The following is an 18,243-nucleotide window of genomic DNA, read 5'->3' on the forward strand; positions in this document are numbered from 1 at the left end:
CCCGCTCCCACGACGCGCGACGAAGCAAGAAGGAGAACGATGAAAACGGCAACGGCGGTTCAGGCACAGGTCGTCGACGGCGTCGGACACCTCGTCCTCGACCAGCCCGACCGGCGCAACGCGATGACGGCGGAACTCGTGGACGAGGCCATCGCCGCCCACGACGACTTCGCCGCCTCAGGCGTGAAGGTCGGTCTGCTGTCCGCGACCGGCCCGGTGTTCAGCGCGGGCGGCGATCTCAAAGCCAAGCGGATCCCAGGCGTGCCGCCGGCCGGCGTGCGGCTCATAGAAACCTTCGACAGCTCGCCGATCCTGTGGGTCGCCGCGGTGCACGGCCCGGCCATCGGCGCGGCACTGCACCTCCTCAGCACATGCGCAACCGTCGTCATCGCCGACGACGCCTGGTACCGCGTCCCCGAGTTCCTGCACGGCCGCTACCCGCGTCCGGTCGTCGCCGCGCTCGCGGAGATCATCGGCCCGCGCCGCGCGCTGCGGATGGCCACCACGGGCGAGAAGATGCCGGCGGAGGAAGCGTTCCGCCTCGGTCTCGTCGAACACGTCGTGCCCCCGGCCGAACTCATGGACACAGCCTGGGAACGCGCCCGCGCGCTGGCGGACACCGATCCGTCGACGAACGCCCTCACCCTCGCCAACGAGGCCTGGCGGAGCCGGCTCGGCACCCGCCCGCTCAAGGGGGCCTCCGTTGCCCGATGAACCGGACGCCGACGGGCTCACCGAGATCAGCCTCACCGTCAACGGCGAACCGGTGACGGCACGGGTCCCCGCCGACCAGAGACTTGTCGACTTCCTCCGCGACGAACTGGGACTGTCCGGCACCAAGATCGGGTGTGAGGTCGGCTTCTGCGGCGTGTGCTCCGTGCTCCTCGACGGCACCCCGGCCGGATCCTGCCACACGCTCACCGTGCTCGCCGACGGCCGTGACGTCGTCACGGCCGAAGGTCTGGCCGCGCGTGAGCGCGTCGATGAGCTCCGGCGGGCCTTCATCGAGGAAGGCGCCTTCCAGTGCGGATTCTGCACCTCGGGCCAGCTCGTCATGGCCGCCGCCCTCGTCAATACTCCGGACGCGGGCGAGTTGACGGCGGGGGAGCGCGCGTCGCGGATGGCGCTGACGCTGTGCCGGTGCACCGGCTACTACGGCATCCAGCGGGCGATCGACCGGGTGCTGACATGACCGTACTTCTGCGCGAACCCGAGACGCTGGAGGAGGCGGTCGGCATCCTCACCGCCGACCCGGGCGCCCGGCTCGTCGCCGGAGGGGTGACCGTCTGCCTGCAGATCACCCACCGCCGCAGCGATCCGTCGGCACTCGTCCTGCTGCGCCGCGTGCCCGGACTCTCGGGCGTCACCGTCCTGGGGGACGGCACTCTCGAGATCGGCGCGCTGACCACCCACGGCGAACTGGCCGCCGACCCCGAACTCTCCGCGCGTCACCCGCGTCTGACGGAGCTGTTCTCCGATGTCGGCAACGTGCGGGTGCGGGCGGCGGGGACGATCGGCGGCAACCTCGCCAACGCCGACCCGGCCCAGGACCCCGCAGTGCTCCTTGCCGTGATCGGCGCCGAGGCCCACACGGTGTCGCCGCGCGGCGAACGGACCGTCCCGATCGCCGGCCTGTCGGCCGGCGCGTGGCGGAGCACCCTGGCCGCGGACGAGGTGATCCGGCGTGTCCGGGTGCCACGACTGCCTCCAACGTCCCGGACCGGCTGGTCGAAGATCCAGTCCGGCAGCCTCGACGACTATGCGACGGTCAACGCCGGGGTCCGGATGGACCTGGGCGCCGACGGCACGATCGCCTCCGTACGGGCGGTCGTGGGCGCGGCCGTTGCGTCGCCCCGCGTCTTCGACATCCCCGCACTGGCCGGCTCGCACCCCGGCGACACCCTCGCTCTGAAGGCATGTGCGCGGGAGGCCACCGCGGACCTGGAGACCGTCACCGACCACCGCGGCAGCGCCGACTACCGGCGTCACCTCGCCGGTGTGGCACTCGGCCGCGCGCTCACCCGGTGCCTCGACGACGACAGGAGGCCGGCATGACCGGCAGGCCTCTTACCGACGGGACGGTGGTGCCGTCGGCGGACCACCTCGACCGGGTGACCGGTGCCGCGGTCTACGCCGCCGACGTGCCGTGCCCCGGCGCGCTGCACGCCGCGCTGGTGCGCTCGACCCAGGCCCACGCCCGTGTGGTCTCCGTGGACACCAGTGAGGCGGAGAAGCTCCCCGGTGTGCACACCGTGCTCACCGGCGCCTCCACCGGGGCACGGCGGTTCGGGCGGTTCACCGCCGACTACCCGGTCCTCGCGGTCGACCGGGTGCTGTTCGCCGGCCAGCCCATCGCCGCGGTCGCCGCGACCGACCGGCGGACGGCGCTGCGTGCCGCTGCACTCGTCAACGTCACCTACGAGCCGTTGCCCGCGGTGACCGACCCGGCCGAAGCGCCGGCCGAGGGCGCCGTCGTGCTCCACCCCGGGTACGACGGCTACACCAACCGCGTGCCCGGCCGGCCCGCGCCCAACGTCCAGGGCAGCGGATCGCTGAGCTCCGGTGACGCCTCGGCCGCGCTGGGGGAGTGCGACCTGGTCGTCACGCACACCTACACCTGGGACCGGTCCCACTCCGCGCCCCTGGAGCCGCACACCTGCCTCGTCGACGCCACCGGGCCACTGGTCCATGTGTGGGCCGCGCACAAGGAGCCGTTCAAACTGCGGCGCGATCTCGCGGCCATCGGCGGCCGCGACGAGTCCACGATCGTCATCCACCCGGTCAAGATCGGCGGCGACTTCGGAGCGAAGGGCTCGCCTTTCGTCGAAGGGCCGTGCCTCCTGCTCTCCGAGGCGACCGGGCGGCCGGTGCGCGCCGCCCTGCCCTTCGCCGAGGAACTGGCCGCGACCGGTGCCCGCCACGGAGGTTCGGTGGAGCTCCGGGCCGGGCTGCGCGACGGCAGGCTGCATGCCCACCAAGGCCGCATCACCCTGGACGGCGGTGCCTTCGCCGCCCTCAAACCAATGCCGACCGGTGTCCTGCCGCTGCTGGGATTCGCGGTCGGCGCGTACGACGTGCCCCATGTCGAGGAGACAACACTCGGCGTCTACACGAACAACGTTCCCGGCGGCCATGTCCGCTCCCCGGGAGAGTTCCAGCTCGCGTTCGCGGCCGAATCCCACATCGACGAGCTGGCAGCCGAACTGGGCGTGGATCCACTCGAGTTCAGACGTGAACACGCCGCACACGCCGAGACGGCCGGCATCGTCGACCGGCTCGCGAGGGCGTCGGCCTCATGGGAGACAGGCGAGTGTGACGGCCTGCTCCTCGGCGTCGGTCACTCGGTCTTCCACCGCGGACCCGGCCCCGGCGAGAGCACGGTGCGGCTGCGCGCGACCACCGGCGGCGTCCTGCTCGACGTCGGTGTCCCCGACCAGGGCGCGGGCAGCTACGAGTTGTTCCGCCGAATCGTGAGCGACAGGCTCGGCGTCCCCGTGGACCAGGTCGTGGTGACCGGAGCGGGCACCGACGCAGGCCTCACGGACGCCGGTGCCGGCGCCAGCCGGGTCACCGTGGTCGTGGGGCGCGCGACCGCCGCCGCGTGCGGCGAACTCCTCGCCGCACTGGAGGTGGCGCAGCCACCGGACGATCCCGGATGGCTCGGCCCCCTGACGGCAGCCCGGGGCGAGGTCACCGTGAGCGCGACGGCCGGGGTCTCACGCCAGGAGTTCCGGACACTGCGGGCAGGACTCGGCGGCCTAGCAGTCCAGGCCGCCGTCGACCCCGACACCGGAGTCACACGCGTCCTGCGCGCCCATCTCGTCGCCGACATCGGCCCGGTGCTCAACCCGCCCGCCGTGCGCGGCCAGTTCGAGGGCGGCTTCGTCTTCGGCCTGAGCCAGACGTTCTACGAGCGCCTGATCACCGACGGCGACGGCGCGATCGTCACCACCGGCCTCGACAGCTACAAACTGGCAGGCCACTGCGACATACCCCCGCTCGAGATCGAACTGGTCGAATCCGCGGACGATCCGAGGGACTTCTCAGCAATCACGGCGGTCGGCGAACTCGCGAACCTCGGCGTCCCCGGAGCCGTCGCCAACGCCGTCACCCGTGCCACCGGCGGACGCGTCCGCCACCTTCCGCTCACCGCCGAGCGCGTCCTGGCGGCCCTCACGGCCACACGGGACTCGGCGCACACAGCTTCGTAGAAACAGAAGAGGAGCCGGCCCATGTCCGACAAGATCCTGCTCGACAAGAAGTACGACGAGAAGGTCGCAGTCATCACCATCAACCGCCCCGAGAAGCGCAACGCGTTCGACGCCGACATCCTGAACGGCTACATCGACGCACTCGACGAGGTGCGCGACGACGACGGCATCCAGGTGGTGCTCACCCAGGCCAACGGCCCGTCCTTCGCCGCCGGCATGGACCTGCACTATCTGCGCGACTTCCGGGCCTCCTTCAAGCCCGTGTACGACTGGGGCCGGATGAAGGCACCGGCCCGCCTGTCGCTCGCTCTCATCAACTACCCGAAGATCAGTGTGGCCGCGGTCCACGGCTACTGCCTGGGCGGCGGATTCTCGCTGATGATGGCGCACGACGTGGTCATCGTCGCAGACGACGCCCAGATCGGCATGCCCGAGGTGCTGCGCGGCAGCTTCGGCCAGGGCGTCACCGCCCAGGTGATCAAGGAAGGCATCCCGCGCAAGAAGGCGGTGCTCCTGCAGCTGCTCGGCCGCAACCTGAGCGGCCTCGAGGCCGAGCAGCTCGGCTTGGCGACGTTCTCGGTACCGGCGGGAGAGGTCAAGGACGAAGCCCTCAAGATCGCCACCGAGCTCGGCACCCGCAACCCCTCGGTCCTCGCCCACGCCAAGATCGCCATCAACCTCGACCAGCACCTGCCGCTGGAGCACGCGATGTGGTCCGACGACATGGTGGCCGCCCGGATGCGGATGTCCATCGACCCGCTCGGCGACGTCGAGGGCTACCTCAAGTCGCAGAAGGGCGGCACCAACAAGGACTACCAGCGGAACTGAGCCGACCGGCCTCCTCCCCCGCCCGGACGCGGGGGAGTCCACGCAAGCACGCAAGGAGACGGAGATGACGCGGCTGAGGCTCAGCGCCTGCCTGTCGCCAGGCCTGGTCACCGACCCGCTCGCGAATCAGTCACCCGAGGGGATCGACTGGACGGTGAGCCATGTCCACCCCTCGGAGATGTTCTGGCGCCAGCTCAAGTTCGGTGACTTCGACATCTCGGAGATGTCGCTGGCCACATTGCTGATCCAGTACGAACAGGGCGTCAGGGACTGGGTCGCGCTGCCCGTGTTCACCATGCGCCGCTTCTTCCACACCGGCATCGTGGTGCGGGCGGACAGCGACATCAGACGGCCCGAGGACCTGAAGGGCGCTCGGGTCGGCGTGCCGGAGTACCAGCAGACCTCGGCGGTCTGGTCGCGCGGGGCGCTGCAGCACGAGTTCGGTGTGGCGCCCTGCGACATGACCTGGTTCATGGAGCGACCACCGGGGCTGAGCCATGGCGACGCGACCGGTTTCACCCCGCCGCCCGGCGTGACGGTCACTCAGCTCGACGGCACGGACACGCTGGCGGAGATGTTCGTCCGCGGTGAGCTGGACGCTTCGCTGGTGCATCTCACCGGCACCAATCTGATCGACCGCGGCGGCGCCCAGGGCGGCCGGCATGCGCCAGTGCGCCCGCTCTTCGACGACGGCCGGGCCGAGGGGCTGCGCTACCTCGCCTCGACCGGGATCCTGCCGGTGAACCACTGCGTGGTGATCCGGCGTTCCGTCGCCGAGGAACATCCGTGGGTGGTGCTCAACGTGTACGCGGCGTTCGAGCGGGCCAAGGCGGATGTACTGCGCCGTACGGCGGAGTTGGTCGAGCTGTTCGGCCGTGTGGGCATCACGCCGCCCGAGGCCGCGGACTCGGTGGCCTCGGGAGATCCGCTGCCCTACGGATTCGCGGGCCAGCGGCATGTCCTCGAGACGCTGGCGGGCTTCCTGCACGAGCAGGGCCTGGTGGGCAACACGATCGATCCCGCGAGTGTCTTCGCCGAGCAGACACTCACGCTCTGAGCCGCACACACGACGGGTTCCGATGCGGTAAGGCCCGGTGACGCCTGCTCCCCCAGAGCGTCACCGGGCCTTACGTGTCCCCTGGCTCATCGGGGAGCGGAGGTCGGGTCAGCCGCCCGGTTCCGGGGTGGTGCGGAGAAACGTCTCGAGGACCAGGCCGAAGAGGTCCGGGCGCTCCCACTGCGGCGAGTGACCGCACTCCGGCAGCACGACCAGCGACGGGTCCGCGTAGCACCCGGCGAGGGCGCGGACCATGGGCGGCGGCAGGAACGGATCGGCGTCTCCCGTGAGCAGCAGCACCGGACACGTCAGGGCGCGCAGCGCGTCAGGATCGATCCGGCCGGGTGGGGGACCGTCCGGCGGGAGTCGGTCGGCACTGGCGCTCTCGACCGCGATCCAGCGGCGTACCCCTTCCGGGTCGGCTGCGCGATAGGCCGGGCCGAGTTCGCGGAACCACGCGGGCAGCTTGGCGAACAGCTCCGGGAGGATCGGGGCGGTGCCCGCCCCCTGCGGACCACGCAGTCTCACGCCCGCCATGCTCGACGCGAGGGTCAGCGAGCGCACGCGGTCGGGGTGGCGGACGGCCATCTGGTTGGCGATCCGCGCGCCTTGCGCGACCCCGACGAGGTGCACGGTATTCAGCCCGAGCCGGTCGGCGATCGCCAGGGCGTCGGCGGCCTCGTCGTGAGCGCCGCCGACATCACGCGAACGCCCGTGCCCCCGGCGGTCGTAGGCCATGGCCCGGAAGCCGGCCCGTGACAGCGACGCCAGCTGGTGGGCCCAGAGCTCCACCGAGCCGACCCCGGAGTGCAGCAGCAGCACCGGATCGCCGCGGGTCCAGGTGTCGTCGGCCCCGGTGTCGCGGGAACCGGTGTCGACGGTCCACAGGAACGCCCCGCCCACGTCGACGTACCTACCCGAGGGCAGTGGGGGCGGCGACGGGGGTGCGGCTATCGGGGGTGCGGCCAGGTGGCCGGCCGCGTCCAGCTCAAGTCCGGTGAGCGCGCGGACCGTCATGATTCCTCCGCCCTCGGCACGGCGAGCAGCTCGCACTGGACCGCCATACCCGGCGGCAACTGCTGGGTGAGGGTGTGGCGCGCGGGACGGCTTCCGGGGTCGGGGAACATAGCGGTCCATTCGGCGTTCACCGCGTCGCGCAGCGCTCTGTCGGCGACGAAGAAGGTCATCTTGACGACGTCGTCCACGGTGGCGCCGGCGGCGGTCAGGACCGCGCGGATATTCTCGAAGACGAGTCGCACTTGTTCGTTTCTGTCAGGGGTGAGCTCGCCGATCTTGCGGTCGATTCCGGCGATGCCGCCGCTCGCCAGGAAGCCCCGGTGCAGGGACGCGACGGGGATCGGCTGCCCGCCGTGGCCGAGCCCTTCGACCTCGATGGAGCGACGCATCACACGGCCCCCTCGACAGGCGGCATGCCGTACAGGTCGATGCTCCGCTTGCCCTCCCGCAACAGGCGTATCACTTCCGCCTCCTTGTGCTCCCGCTGAATGCCGGCGGCTATCGCCTGACGCGCTTCGGCCGCCGGAACCACCACCACTCCGTCGGCGTCCCCAACGACCAGGTCGCCCGTGTGGACCGTGGTCCCGCCGATGACGACCGGCTTGCCGAGCGAGCCGGCCAGGGCGGGATTCTTGCCGGTGCCGCGGATGCACCGGCGCTCACTGAACACAGGAAACCCCAGGTCGGCTGTCTGGCGTGTGTCGCGGACCCCTCCGTCGATGACCAGCCCCGCGATGCCGCGGGCGAGCGCCGCCTCGGCGAGGACCTCGCCGAAGTAGCCGTACTCGTAACCGCCCGCCGCGGTGGCGACGATGACGTCGCCGGCTGACGCGGCGTAGATCGCGTGGTGCAGCCACAGGTTGTCGCCCGGGGGCAGCGTGACGGGGAAGGCCCGGCCGCTCACCGGCAGGCCGGGGGAGACGGGCGTGATCCGTGAGGGCAGGGCGCCGGCCGTTCCCGCGGCCTCGAACAGGGTGGCGGCTCCCAGCCGCAGGGCGGTCTCGAGCTCCTGCGATCCGATCCCGGCAGGTGTTTCTGTCATGCGGAGTCCTCCTTGGCGCGTCCGGCGTGCGCAGATCTTGCCTCGTGGAACCTGCGGGCCTACAGTAACGCACAAGTTTGTTTCTTCGTGAGCGGTGTCACTCTTTCCGAGGAGCTCTACGGATGGCCCAGATCGTCGGTGGAATAGGCACGTCGCACAGCCCGATGCTCCTCAACGAGCCGGACCTGTGGCGTGAGCGGGCGGACCAGGACCGCACCAACCCCGAACTCTTCGACGAGTCCGGTGTGCTGCGCACCTTCGAGGAGCTGGGGGCGGCAGCCAGCGACCGCTTCGCCGGCGAACTGGGCGAGGAACTCTGGGAGCGGCGGTACCGTGCCTGCCACGACTCGATGGACCGGCTCGCCCGCGAGATCTCGGCGCTGGACGTCGATGCGGTCGTCGTCGTCGGTGACGACCAGGGCGAGGTCTTCGACAAGTCGATCCAGCCCGCGATCGGGATCTACTGGGGTAAGGACTGGCACACCGGCATCCTGGAGAACGCCCCTGCCGGGCAGTTCTTCGAGAACGTCAAGGTCGGCTACGCCATGGATGACGTCCACTTCTTCGAAGGCGCGCCCGACCTCGCCCACGATCTGGTGACCACCGGTGTCGCGCTCGGCTTCGACATCACGTCGCTTCAGGAGATGCCCCCGGGCCGGGGTTTCGGGCACGCCTACGGCTTCGTCATCCGCAGGCTGCTGGGCGAACGGAACGTCCCCGTCGTCCCGGTGCTGCTCAACACCTATTTCCCGCCCAACCAGCCCACCGCGGCCCGCTGTTACGACCTGGGCCGTGCCCTCGCCGAGGGAGTGCGCCGCTCGGGCAGCGACCGCAAGGTCGTCTTCGCGGCCTCGGGCGGTCTGAGCCACTTCGTGGTGAACGAGGATCTCGACCGCGCGGTACTCGAAGCGATCGTTGCCGGCGACGCCGGATACCTCCGCTCGGTCCCTCAGGAACTGCTGCAGTCGGGCTCGTCCGAGATCCGCAACTGGATCACGGTCGCCGGCGCCATGGAGGGCCGAGCGGTCACCTGGTCCGAGTACATCCCTTGCTATCGCACGGCCGCCGGTACCGGCTGCGGGATGGCGTTCCTGCGGTGGGAGTGAATCCGCCCCTTCCGCCCGAAGGCGGGACACCGGCGGCCCGCCGGAGCCACCGCCCATCGCCGACTGCCCCGGGAGAACCCCTATGAGCGTGACCCCCACCGATCTGCTGAGCCGGCTCGCCGCGCTGGACACCTGTGCCGTCTCCGACGCCTTGGACCGTCACGGCCTGACGGGCGCCGTCCCGGGTGTCGTGTGCCGGACCGGACAGTTCAAGGTCGTGGGCCGCGCGGTGACGGTCGAACTCGCTCCGGCCGGCCGGACGGCGCCCGCCACCGGACCTGACGGAAAGCCACGGCACCTGTGCACGGCGGCGGTCGCCGCCTCCGGACCGGGCGACGTCCTGGTGGTGTCCCACCCGGGCGGAGTGATGGCCGGATGGGGCGGACTGCTCTCACTGGCCGCGTCGCTGCAGGGCATCGAGGCCACCCTCCTCGACGGCCCGTGCCGCGACGTGGACGAGAGCCGCGAGTGCGGCTACCCGGTGTTCGCCCCCGATGTCACCCCGATCACCGCTCGCAGCCGGATCGTCGAGGCCTCCTGGGGCGAGCCGGTGACGTTCGCAGGCGTGGCGGTCACCCCCGACGACCTCGTCCTCGCCGACGGCAGCGGTATCACCTTCGTCCCCGCCCAGCAGGCCCACGAGGTCGTCGCCACCGCCGAGGCCATGGCGGCCCGCGAGGCCGCCATGGCGGCCGACGTGCGCGCGGGCATGCCGATCACCGAGGTCATGGGCGCGAGCTACGAAGCACACACGGCAGGAGCAGCTTCATGACAACGACCGAACTCTCGCCCGAGCTCCTCACCGGGCTAAGGGATCTGGAGACTCCGACGGTGAGTGACGCCCTGGACAGGCTCGGGATCCCGGGCCAGTGCCTCGGCATCATGCCGCTCGACCGCGGCTTCCGGATGGCCGGCCCGGCGTTCACCGTGAAGTACTGCGACGACTACGTCACCGGCGGCAGCGTCGGCGACTTCATCGACGACATCGCTCCCGGACAGGTGGCGGTGCTCGACAACCGCGGCCGCCTCGACGTCACCGTCTGGGGCGACCTCATGACGATCCTCGCCGGCCGCAAGGGCGTCGCCGGCACCGTCGTCGACGGTGTCTGCCGCGACGTACGCCGCGCGCTCGCCCTGGACTACCCGCTCTTCACCCGTGGCAACTGGATGCGCACGGGCAAGGACCGGGTCCAGCTGGAAGCGGTCGGCGTGCCGGTGGAGATCGGCGGTGTCGTCGTCCGGCCCGGTGACGTCCTTGTCGGCGACGCCAACGGCGTGGTCGCCGTCCCCGCGCACCGGGCCGAAGAGGTCCTCGCCGTCGCCCAGGACATCGAGGCGGCGGAAGAACGCATCCGCGAGCAGGTCCAGAACGGCGTGAGCCTCCGCGAGGCGCGGAAGCAGGCGGGTTACCACTCCCTCCAGACGAGGGTCGGGTGAGCGCGGTGACCACCGAGGAGCACACCCTGCGGCTGCTGCTGCGTCAGATCCAGTACGAGGCGGACGGAGTCGTCTCGCTCCTGCTGACCGACCCGGCTGGTACGCCGCTCCCCGCATGGCGGCCCGGAGCCCACCTCGAACTCGAACTTCCCTCGGGACTGGTACGCCAATACTCCCTGTGCGGCGATCCGTCGGACCGTACGGGCTACCGTGTCGCCGTGCTGCGCGAGGACGGGGGACGCGGCGGGTCCAAGGAGATCCACACCGCACTCCCTGTCGGCACCCAGCTCACCGTACGCGGCCCGCGCAACCACTTCGAACTCGACGAGTCCGACGCGTACGTCTTCATCGCCGGTGGCATCGGCATCACCCCGATCCTGGCCATGGTGCGGTCGCTGGCCAAAGACAAGCGGTGGGAACTGCACTACGGCGGGCGCACCCTGACCTCGATGGCCTTCCTCGGCCAACTGGCCGAGTACGGTGGAAACGTCGAGATCGTCCCCCAGGACAGAGACGGGCTCCCCGACATCGAGGGAATCCTCGCAGGAGTCAAACCGGACGCCCTCGTCTACTGCTGCGGGCCCGAGCCGCTGCTGACGGCCGTGCGGAAGCGGTGCGAGGAACTGGGCATCGCCGGCCGGCTCCACATCGAACGGTTCTCCGCCTCCGAGGAGGCGCTCGCCGAGGCCGAGGCCGCCAGGTCCGGCGACGGCTTCGAGGTCGAACTCGCCCGAACGAGGCGCGTCCTGCGGGTCGACAGCGGCCGCACTGTCCTTGACACCCTCCGGGACGTCCTGCCCGACCTGCCCTCCTCCTGTGAGGAAGGCGTCTGCGGGACATGCGAGGTGCACGTCCTGGACGGGACCCCCGAACACCACGACCAGATCCTGAGCGACGCCGAACGCGAGGAAGGCACGTCGATGTTCATCTGCGTCTCCCGCGCGAAGTCCCCGCGGATCGTGCTCGACCTGTGAACCCGCCGTCCGACACCCGCACTTCGGCCGTCCAAGCCAAGGAGACGATTCCGTCTTGACCGTCATCGACATCCACGGCCACGTCAGCGCTCCAGCGGAGCTCTACGCCTACCGGTCGATCCTCGTCGCCGGACGCGGCGCCCACGGCCGCTCCGGCGTGAAGCTGCCGCCGGCCGGTGTGCTCAAGGCCGCCGAACGCCACGTCGGCCTGCTCGACGCGGTCGGCACCGACATCCAGCTGATCTCCCCGCGGCCCTTCCAGCTCATGCACTCCGAGGGGCCCGCCGACATCGTGCGCTGGTGGGCCAGGGCCACCAACGACGCGGTCGCAGCCCAGGTCGCCGCCTTCCCCGAGCGGTTCCGCGGCGTCGCCGCGCTCCCGCAGGCCGTGGGCACCACCCCCGACCAGTGGCTGGACGAGCTCGAACGGTGCGTCGGCGAACTCGGCTTCGTCGGCGTGCTCGTCAACCCCGACCCCGCCGAGGGCCAAGACCTCGGCATCCCACGGATCGGCACCGAGTGGTGGTACCCGCTCTTCGAGAAGCTCGTCGAACTCGACGTCCCGGCCCTGGTTCATTCCGCGGGCTGCAAGTCCACACGGGAGTCCTACAGCGAGCACATGATCACCGAGGCGAGCCGAACGGTGATCTCACTCGCCGAGAGCCGCGCCCTGACCGACTTCCCCGGCCTCAAGCTGATCGTGTCCCACGGCGGCGGCTCGGTGCCCTACCAGATAGGCCGCTGGCGCGCCGCACGCTACCTCGAGCAGACCGAGGTCGAGTCCTACGACTCCAAGGGCGGCGAACCCCTCCCGGAGGTCGAGCACTTCGACACCTCGCTCTCCCGGATCTGGTTCGACTCTCTGGTCCACGACGCGCACGGCCTCGACCTGCTGCTGCGCGTCGTCGGTGCCGAGCGGGTCCTGTTCGGCACCGAGGTCCCAGGCAGCGGGTCGCCGGTCAATCCGGAGACCGGCCGCTCCTACGACGACATCCTCTCGCTGCTCCAGTCCCTCGACTGGCTCGGAGCCGACAAGCGACAGCAGATCACCGAAGGCAACGCCCGCCTTCTCTACACCCGCATCTGAGAGCGCACCACCGCCCCGTGGTCCGGAGCCGAGCCGTGCCCGGGCCACCGAGAGGAGAAGCCGATGAGGATCACCCCTGAGCTCAACGAGCGCCTGACCCGCGTAGGACCCGGCACACCGATGGGTGAGCTGTTCCGCCGCTACTGGATCCCGGCCTGCCTCAGCGAGGAAATCCCGGAGCCCGACTGCCCGCCGGTGCGGGTGCGGCTGCTCGGCGAGGACCTCGTCGCCTTCCGGGACAGCGCGGGCAGCATCGGCCTGCTCGACGCCTACTGCCCGCACCGCAAGGCGCCCATGTTCTTCGGGCGCAACGAGGAGTGCGGTCTGCGCTGCGTCTACCACGGCTGGAAGTTCGACACGCTCGGCACCTGCGTCGACGTCCCGACCGAACAGCCCGACAGCAAGTTCCGTTTCCGCGTGAACATGAAGGCCTACCCGACCTACGAGGCCGGCGGGATCGTGTGGACCTACATGGGTCCCCAGCAGCTCACGCCGCCCGTGCCGGACCAGGAGTGGCTGCGCGCCCCGGCCACCCACCGCCGCGTCTCCAAGACCGGCGAGCACTGCAACTTCCTCCAGGCGATCGAGGGCGGCATCGACACCGCGCACAGCTCGTTCGCGCACAACAACGACCTGGAGAACCCGCGGCTGCTGCGCAACCTCGACCGGCACCCCCGGCTCGAGGTGGAGTTCACCGACTACGGCTTCCGCTACGCCAGCCTGCGCAACGTCGGGAACGAAACGACGTACCTGCGCATCTACCAGTATCTGATGCCGGCGCAGCAGTGCCGCGGCTTCTTCGTCGGTCTCGACGGCAGGCAGCCCGAACTTCCCGGTGTGTTCGGCCACCTCTGGGTGCCGATCGACGACGAGCACACCTACGTCTACAACACGCTGTACTCGATGGACGACCGGTTCCCCATCACCGACGAGTGGTGGGAGGAGCACGAGTCGGAGATGGGCCGGGGCAAGGACGAGAACATCCCCGGCACCTACTGGCTCATCCGCAACCAGTCCAACGACTACCTCATCGACCGTCAGGTGCAGCGCACCAAGACCTTCACCGGCATCCAGGGAGTCAACACCCAGGACTTCGCGCTCCAGGAAGGCATGGGCCCCATCGTCGACCGCAGCAGTGAGGCGCTCGGCTCCACCGACCGCGCCGTGCTCGCCTGCCGCCGGCTGCTGCTGCGTGCCATGGACGACGTGGAGGCCGGCCGGACACCTCCTGGAACCGATCCCGAGGCGGTCGCCGAAGTGCGCGGCGCGGACGCGCTCGTACCCCACGGCACCGACTGGAAGGACGCCGCCAAGACCATGACCCTCGCCTACTGGCACTGACCGGTCCGCACGGCCAGCACAGAATCGAAGGAGCCCGATGCAGCAGCACCATGTCGTGGAGATCCGCGCGACCGGGGTGACACCGGAGCTGGTGACCGAGCGCATGCAGGAAGCACTCGACAAGCACGACGCCGAGGACTGGCACCTGCGGACCATCCAGCCGATCATCTACAACTCGTCCACCACCGGCTACCTCATCCTGGTCTTCGAGCGTGAGCAGGCCGGGACATGAGGACCGCTGTGAAAGCCGGCGACACCGTCACCGCCGCGGTGACCACGGCACCCGGCCGCACGGAACTGCGTGAGCTCACGGTTCCCGAGACCGGGCCGACCGACGGACTGCTGCTCGTCGAAGCGGCCGGCATGTGCGGCTCGGACGTCAAGATGTACGGCGCCGACCTGCCCGAGCGGGTGATGGGCCACGAGAACGTCGGGACCCTCGCCAACGTCGGCGAGATCGCCGCCGAGCGGTGGGGATTCTCCGACGGGGACCGGGTGCTCCTGGAGGAGTACCTGCCGTGCGGCCACTGCCACTTCTGCCGTACGTCGGAGTTCCGGTCGTGCCTCGCGTCCGACACATCGGCCAACCCCGGCGCCGTACGGTTCGGGTCGACGCCGCTGTCCGTGGCGCCAGGACTCTGGGGCGGCTACGGCGAGGTGATGTACGTCCACCCGTCCGCGGTGCCGCATCGCGTCCCTGACTCGGTGCCGTCGGCGCTGGCCACCCTGGGACTGCCGCTCGGCAACGGATACCAGTGGGTGTGTCTCGACGGCCGGGTGCGCGCCGGTGAGACGGTGGTCGTGCTGGGGCCGGGACAGTCCGGCATCGGGGCGGTCGTGGCCGCCAAGCAGGCGGGCGCCACAGTGGTCGCGGTGGGCAGGGCGAGGGACAAGGCCCGCCTCGAGGTGGCCCGCCGCCTCGGCGCCGACACCGTGGCCATGACCGGACCGGACGGCGACACCACCGAGGTCGAGGTACGCGAGAGAGTCCTCGGGCTCACCGCAGGCCGGGGCGCCGACCTGGTCGTCGACGCCGCCGCCGGCAACGACGACACGGTTTGCTTCGCCGTGGACCTCCTGGCGAAGCGAGGCCGCCTAGTGCTGGCGGCGGCCTCGTCCGAGCCACTGGCCAGCTTTCCCGTCTGGCAGGTGTCGCGCAAGCAGATCGGCGTCCAGGCCGTGCGCGGCCACAGCTGGGAGTCGGTTGAATGGGCGCTGGCGCTCCTGGCCTCGGACACGTTGCCCCTGGACCTGATGTCCACCTACGTGGGCGGCCTCGCCGACGTCGACTACGCCCTGCGTGCGACCGCGGGGGAGACCGGCACGCCGGTGCTGCACGCCACGATCCTGCCCCAGGGGAGCCCGAATGCCCGATGAGCCGAAGGTGTTGGTACGTGGCCTCGAGGTCGACTTCACTGTCAAGAAACGGATCGTTCGGGCGCTCGACCGCGTCGACCTCGACATTGCGCGGGGCGAGTTCCTCGTGATCGTCGGACCCTCGGGCTGCGGCAAGACCACGCTGCTACGGGCGATGGCAGGCCTGGAGCAGCCGACCGGAGGCCGCATCGAGGTCAGGCCGGCTACGCCCGGCGACGGCGACGGGCTGAAGACGGAGAGCGCCATGGTCTTCCAGGAACACGGCGTCTTCCCCTGGATGACCGTCACAGACAACGTCGAGTTCGGGCTCAAGGCGCAGGGCGTGCCGAAACGCCGTAGGCGGGAGATCGCCGGGCGGTATATCTCGAAGGTCGGCCTGGATGCCTTCGCTGCCGTCTACCCGCATCAGCTCTCCGGGGGCATGCGCCAGCGGGTGAGCCTCGCGCGGGCGTTCGCCACCGATCCCCAGCTTCTGCTGATGGACGAGCCGTTCGCGGCGCTGGACGAGCAGACGAAGCTCGTGCTGCAGGACCTGTTGCTGACGATCTGGGAGGAGACGGCCAAGACGGTCGTCTACGTCACGCACTCCCTCGACGAGGCGCTCGTGCTGGCCGACCGCGTCCTCGTCATGAGCGGTCGGCCGGGCCGTGTCCGGGAGATCGTCGACGTGTCCGCCGTCTTCGAACGCCCCCGGTCGGTGGAGTCGGTGCGCACCGATCCGCGGTACGGCGAGATGTTCGGCCGCATCTGGAACCTGTTGGCGCCGGAGGCGGCAGGGGTGACGGCGTGAGCGCGGCGAGCACCGCGGACGCCGCGGCCCCCGCGGCGTCCTCGGGCCGCCGGATCCGGATGGTGCGCAGGCCGATGAGCCGCCGGATGACCCTGCTGCTGTCGGCGGCCTCCTCCGTCGGCTTTCTGATGGCCTGGGAGCTTGCGTCCCGGATCGGACTGCTGGACGCGCGTTTCTTCCCCGCGCCGACGGCCGTCGTGGCGGCGCTGGCCGAAGCGGTGGCGAGTGGAGAACTGTTCGGCCACCTCGGCATGAGCCTGTCCCGCATCGCTGTCGGATTCGTGATCGGCGCGGTTCCGGCCGTGCTGCTGGGGCTCGTGATGGCGCTGGTGCCCGTGGCGCGCGCGCTCGTCCAGCCCCTCATCGATGCCACCTTCCCGATACCGAAGCTGGCGATCCTCCCTCTGTTCATCCTGGTCTTCGGCCTGGGAGAGACCTCGAAGTACCTGGTGATCGCGGTGACGGTCTTCTACATCGTGCTCGTCAACACCGTCTCGGGGGTGGCCGGCATCGAGACCGCGCGGTTCGAGGTGGCGGCGAGCTTCGGCGCGAGCCGGCGCATGACCTTCTTCGACGTCGCGTTCCCCGGCGCGCTGCCGATGATCATCGCCGGGCTGAAGCTCGGGATGAACGTCGCGCTGCTGGTCATCGTCGCGGTGGAGTTCACCGGCGCCGAGAGCGGCCTGGGCTACCTCATCTGGAACAGCTGGCAGGTCTTCCAGATCGAGCAGATGTACGTGGGGCTGGGCACCACGGCGCTGCTTGGCTTCGCCTCGGCGGCGTTGTTCGCGCTTCTGGAGAAGTGGCTCGTGCCGTGGAAGTCCTGACGGCGCCTTCGGGGGAGCGCGGCGCCCCACTTCGGTCCCCCTGCTGATTGGAGAAAGCACATGGCAAGCGCATTGTGGTGGCGGCGGCTGGCCCGCCGCGTCGCCGGATTCGGGGCGCTGGTGTCGCTGGTGTTCGCCGCCGCCTGCGGCGGCGACACCACGGGGCGGAACGACGCGGGTGGCGGGCTCACCACCGTCCGGGTCAACTCCGTGGGAGGGGCCGCGGACGTTCCCCTGTACATCGCGAAGGAGAAGGGGTTCTTCGCCGAGGAGGGGCTGCAAGTCGAGTTCGTGCCGGTGAAGAACACCAGCGACCTGCCGGCCCTGCTGTCGGGCGGTGAGATCGACTTCGCCATCGGACAGCCGAACGCCGCCTTCTTCAACGCGGCGGCTACCGGACTCAAGGACCCGGTGGTGCTCGCCACCAACACCTACGACGTGCGGACCCGGATCCCCGGGCTGCTGGTGCGCAAGGAACTGGCCGACTCCGGCGAGGTCAAGACGGCCGCGGACCTGAAGGGCCGGAAGATCGCGGTCATCGGCCCCTCGACCAGCAGCCAGTACTTCGCGGAGAAGGTCCTGGAGGGCGCCGGGCTGACGGCCTCGGACGTGAAGTTCACCGTCCTCGGCCTGCCCGACATGGTGACCGCCCTGTCCAGCGGCGCGATCGACGCCGCCTGGATGTTCGAGCCGCTTGCCTCCAAGGCCGTCAAGGATGGCGCTGGCGTCCGGATGGCCTCCGTCGGCGAAGTGGCGCCCGGCTTCCCGAGCTGGGTGCAGGCAAGCGAGAAGATCATGGGGGACAGGAAGACCGTCCAGGCCTTCGTGAACGCCCTGATGAAGGCCATCGCTGACTACGACGGCCTGCTGAAACCGGACGACCGGGACGCGATCGTCGCCGTGCTGGTCAAGTACACCCAGCAGAAGGACGCCTCGGACTGGGACGGTGTGGAACTGCCGACCGTCAATGTCGAGGGCGGCTTCGACCAGTCCTTGGTGGACGCCTTCCAGGCGTATCTGATCGACCGGGGCGTGGTGAAGACACACACCGACGTGGCGAAGCTGTCGGACTTCAGCTTCCGCGACGCCTACCTCGCCGCGGCCCCTTCCGCCGCAGCACCGCGCTGACGGACGTTCACGGCCGTTTGG

The 18,243-nt window shown here is 70.3% G+C and carries 20 protein-coding genes; 17 read left to right on the top strand and 3 right to left on the bottom strand.

What is annotated here, in order from left to right:
• Positions 1-39: 39 nt before the first annotated feature.
• The 6 genes from ABT009_RS30030 to ABT009_RS30055 all read left to right on the top strand — a co-directional run bounded on the left by ABT009_RS30030 (position 40) and on the right by ABT009_RS30055 (position 6,096).
• Positions 40-714, top strand: a complete 675-nt coding sequence (locus ABT009_RS30030) for an enoyl-CoA hydratase/isomerase family protein (protein WP_351301751.1) — start codon at positions 40-42, stop codon at positions 712-714.
• Positions 704-1,192 carry a (2Fe-2S)-binding protein gene (locus tag ABT009_RS30035; protein ID WP_351301754.1) on the top strand — a complete coding sequence of 163 codons (489 nt, stop codon included), beginning with the start codon at positions 704-706 and terminating at the stop codon, positions 1,190-1,192. Before ABT009_RS30030 ends, ABT009_RS30035 begins: the two co-directional genes overlap by 11 nt.
• Positions 1,189-2,055, top strand: a complete 867-nt coding sequence (locus ABT009_RS30040; RefSeq protein ID WP_351301757.1) for an FAD binding domain-containing protein — start codon at positions 1,189-1,191, stop codon at positions 2,053-2,055. The genes ABT009_RS30035 and ABT009_RS30040 overlap by 4 nt, the downstream gene beginning before the upstream one ends.
• Positions 2,052-4,211 (top strand): xanthine dehydrogenase family protein molybdopterin-binding subunit, encoded by a 2,160-nt coding sequence (locus ABT009_RS30045; protein WP_351301760.1) that lies wholly within the window; start codon positions 2,052-2,054, stop codon positions 4,209-4,211. Before ABT009_RS30040 ends, ABT009_RS30045 begins: the two co-directional genes overlap by 4 nt.
• A gap of 21 nt (positions 4,212-4,232) precedes the next feature.
• The gene (locus tag ABT009_RS30050) at positions 4,233-5,039 is read left to right on the top strand and encodes an enoyl-CoA hydratase/isomerase family protein (RefSeq protein WP_351301763.1); all 807 of its coding nucleotides are present in this window, start codon (positions 4,233-4,235) and stop codon (positions 5,037-5,039) included.
• Positions 5,040-5,103: 64 nt separating this feature from the next.
• Positions 5,104-6,096 carry an ABC transporter substrate-binding protein gene (locus ABT009_RS30055; RefSeq protein ID WP_351301766.1) on the top strand — a complete coding sequence of 331 codons (993 nt, stop codon included), beginning with the start codon at positions 5,104-5,106 and terminating at the stop codon, positions 6,094-6,096.
• Positions 6,097-6,204: 108 nt separating this feature from the next.
• Here ABT009_RS30055 and ABT009_RS30060 read toward each other — a convergent pair whose 3' ends face one another.
• Genes ABT009_RS30060 through ABT009_RS30070 form a run of 3 tightly spaced genes read right to left on the bottom strand, consistent with a single transcriptional unit; the run spans position 6,205 to position 8,155 of the window.
• Complete coding sequence (locus ABT009_RS30060; protein ID WP_351301769.1) at positions 6,205-7,113, bottom strand: alpha/beta fold hydrolase; 909 nt, start codon at positions 7,111-7,113, stop codon at positions 6,205-6,207.
• Positions 7,110-7,502 carry a RidA family protein gene (locus ABT009_RS30065; protein ID WP_351301772.1) on the bottom strand — a complete coding sequence of 131 codons (393 nt, stop codon included), beginning with the start codon at positions 7,500-7,502 and terminating at the stop codon, positions 7,110-7,112. The genes ABT009_RS30060 and ABT009_RS30065 overlap by 4 nt, the downstream gene beginning before the upstream one ends.
• Positions 7,502-8,155 (bottom strand): RraA family protein, encoded by a 654-nt coding sequence (locus ABT009_RS30070; protein ID WP_351301775.1) that lies wholly within the window; start codon positions 8,153-8,155, stop codon positions 7,502-7,504. Before ABT009_RS30070 ends, ABT009_RS30065 begins: the two co-directional genes overlap by 1 nt.
• 122 nt (positions 8,156-8,277) lie before the next feature.
• On the opposite strand from ABT009_RS30070, the gene ABT009_RS30075 reads away from it, so the two are divergent.
• The 11 genes from ABT009_RS30075 (at position 8,278) to ABT009_RS30125 (ending at position 18,222) form a co-directional block, all read left to right on the top strand.
• A complete protein-coding gene (locus ABT009_RS30075) occupies positions 8,278-9,261 on the top strand; it encodes a DODA-type extradiol aromatic ring-opening family dioxygenase (RefSeq protein WP_351301778.1) in 984 nt (327 codons plus the stop codon).
• Positions 9,262-9,343: 82 nt separating this feature from the next.
• Positions 9,344-10,033 carry an RraA family protein gene (locus ABT009_RS30080; RefSeq protein WP_351301781.1) on the top strand — a complete coding sequence of 230 codons (690 nt, stop codon included), beginning with the start codon at positions 9,344-9,346 and terminating at the stop codon, positions 10,031-10,033.
• Positions 10,030-10,698 carry an RraA family protein gene (locus ABT009_RS30085; protein WP_351301783.1) on the top strand — a complete coding sequence of 223 codons (669 nt, stop codon included), beginning with the start codon at positions 10,030-10,032 and terminating at the stop codon, positions 10,696-10,698. The genes ABT009_RS30080 and ABT009_RS30085 overlap by 4 nt, the downstream gene beginning before the upstream one ends.
• Positions 10,695-11,672, top strand: a complete 978-nt coding sequence (locus tag ABT009_RS30090; RefSeq protein ID WP_351301786.1) for a PDR/VanB family oxidoreductase — start codon at positions 10,695-10,697, stop codon at positions 11,670-11,672. Before ABT009_RS30085 ends, ABT009_RS30090 begins: the two co-directional genes overlap by 4 nt.
• A 55-nt stretch (positions 11,673-11,727) precedes the next feature.
• Positions 11,728-12,759 carry an amidohydrolase family protein gene (locus ABT009_RS30095; RefSeq protein ID WP_351301789.1) on the top strand — a complete coding sequence of 344 codons (1,032 nt, stop codon included), beginning with the start codon at positions 11,728-11,730 and terminating at the stop codon, positions 12,757-12,759.
• Between the two features lie 63 nt (positions 12,760-12,822).
• The gene (locus ABT009_RS30100; protein ID WP_351301792.1) at positions 12,823-14,100 is read left to right on the top strand and encodes a Rieske 2Fe-2S domain-containing protein; all 1,278 of its coding nucleotides are present in this window, start codon (positions 12,823-12,825) and stop codon (positions 14,098-14,100) included.
• Positions 14,101-14,137: 37 nt separating this feature from the next.
• Complete coding sequence (locus ABT009_RS30105; RefSeq protein WP_351301795.1) at positions 14,138-14,332, top strand: DUF4177 domain-containing protein; 195 nt, start codon at positions 14,138-14,140, stop codon at positions 14,330-14,332.
• Positions 14,329-15,477, top strand: coding sequence for a zinc-dependent alcohol dehydrogenase (locus ABT009_RS30110; protein ID WP_351301798.1), 1,149 nt, complete (start codon positions 14,329-14,331; stop codon positions 15,475-15,477). Before ABT009_RS30105 ends, ABT009_RS30110 begins: the two co-directional genes overlap by 4 nt.
• Positions 15,467-16,267, top strand: a complete 801-nt coding sequence (locus ABT009_RS30115) for an ABC transporter ATP-binding protein (RefSeq protein ID WP_351301801.1) — start codon at positions 15,467-15,469, stop codon at positions 16,265-16,267. Before ABT009_RS30110 ends, ABT009_RS30115 begins: the two co-directional genes overlap by 11 nt.
• Entirely contained in the window at positions 16,264-17,094 is an 831-nt protein-coding gene (locus ABT009_RS30120) for an ABC transporter permease (RefSeq protein WP_351301804.1), read from the top strand. The genes ABT009_RS30115 and ABT009_RS30120 overlap by 4 nt, the downstream gene beginning before the upstream one ends.
• A gap of 60 nt (positions 17,095-17,154) precedes the next feature.
• Complete coding sequence (locus ABT009_RS30125) at positions 17,155-18,222, top strand: ABC transporter substrate-binding protein (protein ID WP_351301807.1); 1,068 nt, start codon at positions 17,155-17,157, stop codon at positions 18,220-18,222.
• The last annotated feature ends 21 nt before the right edge of the window (positions 18,223-18,243 follow it).

Origin of the sequence: Streptomyces sp. NPDC002896 (genome assembly GCF_040295225.1) — a bacterium.
Classification (GTDB): domain Bacteria; phylum Actinomycetota; class Actinomycetes; order Streptomycetales; family Streptomycetaceae; genus Streptomyces.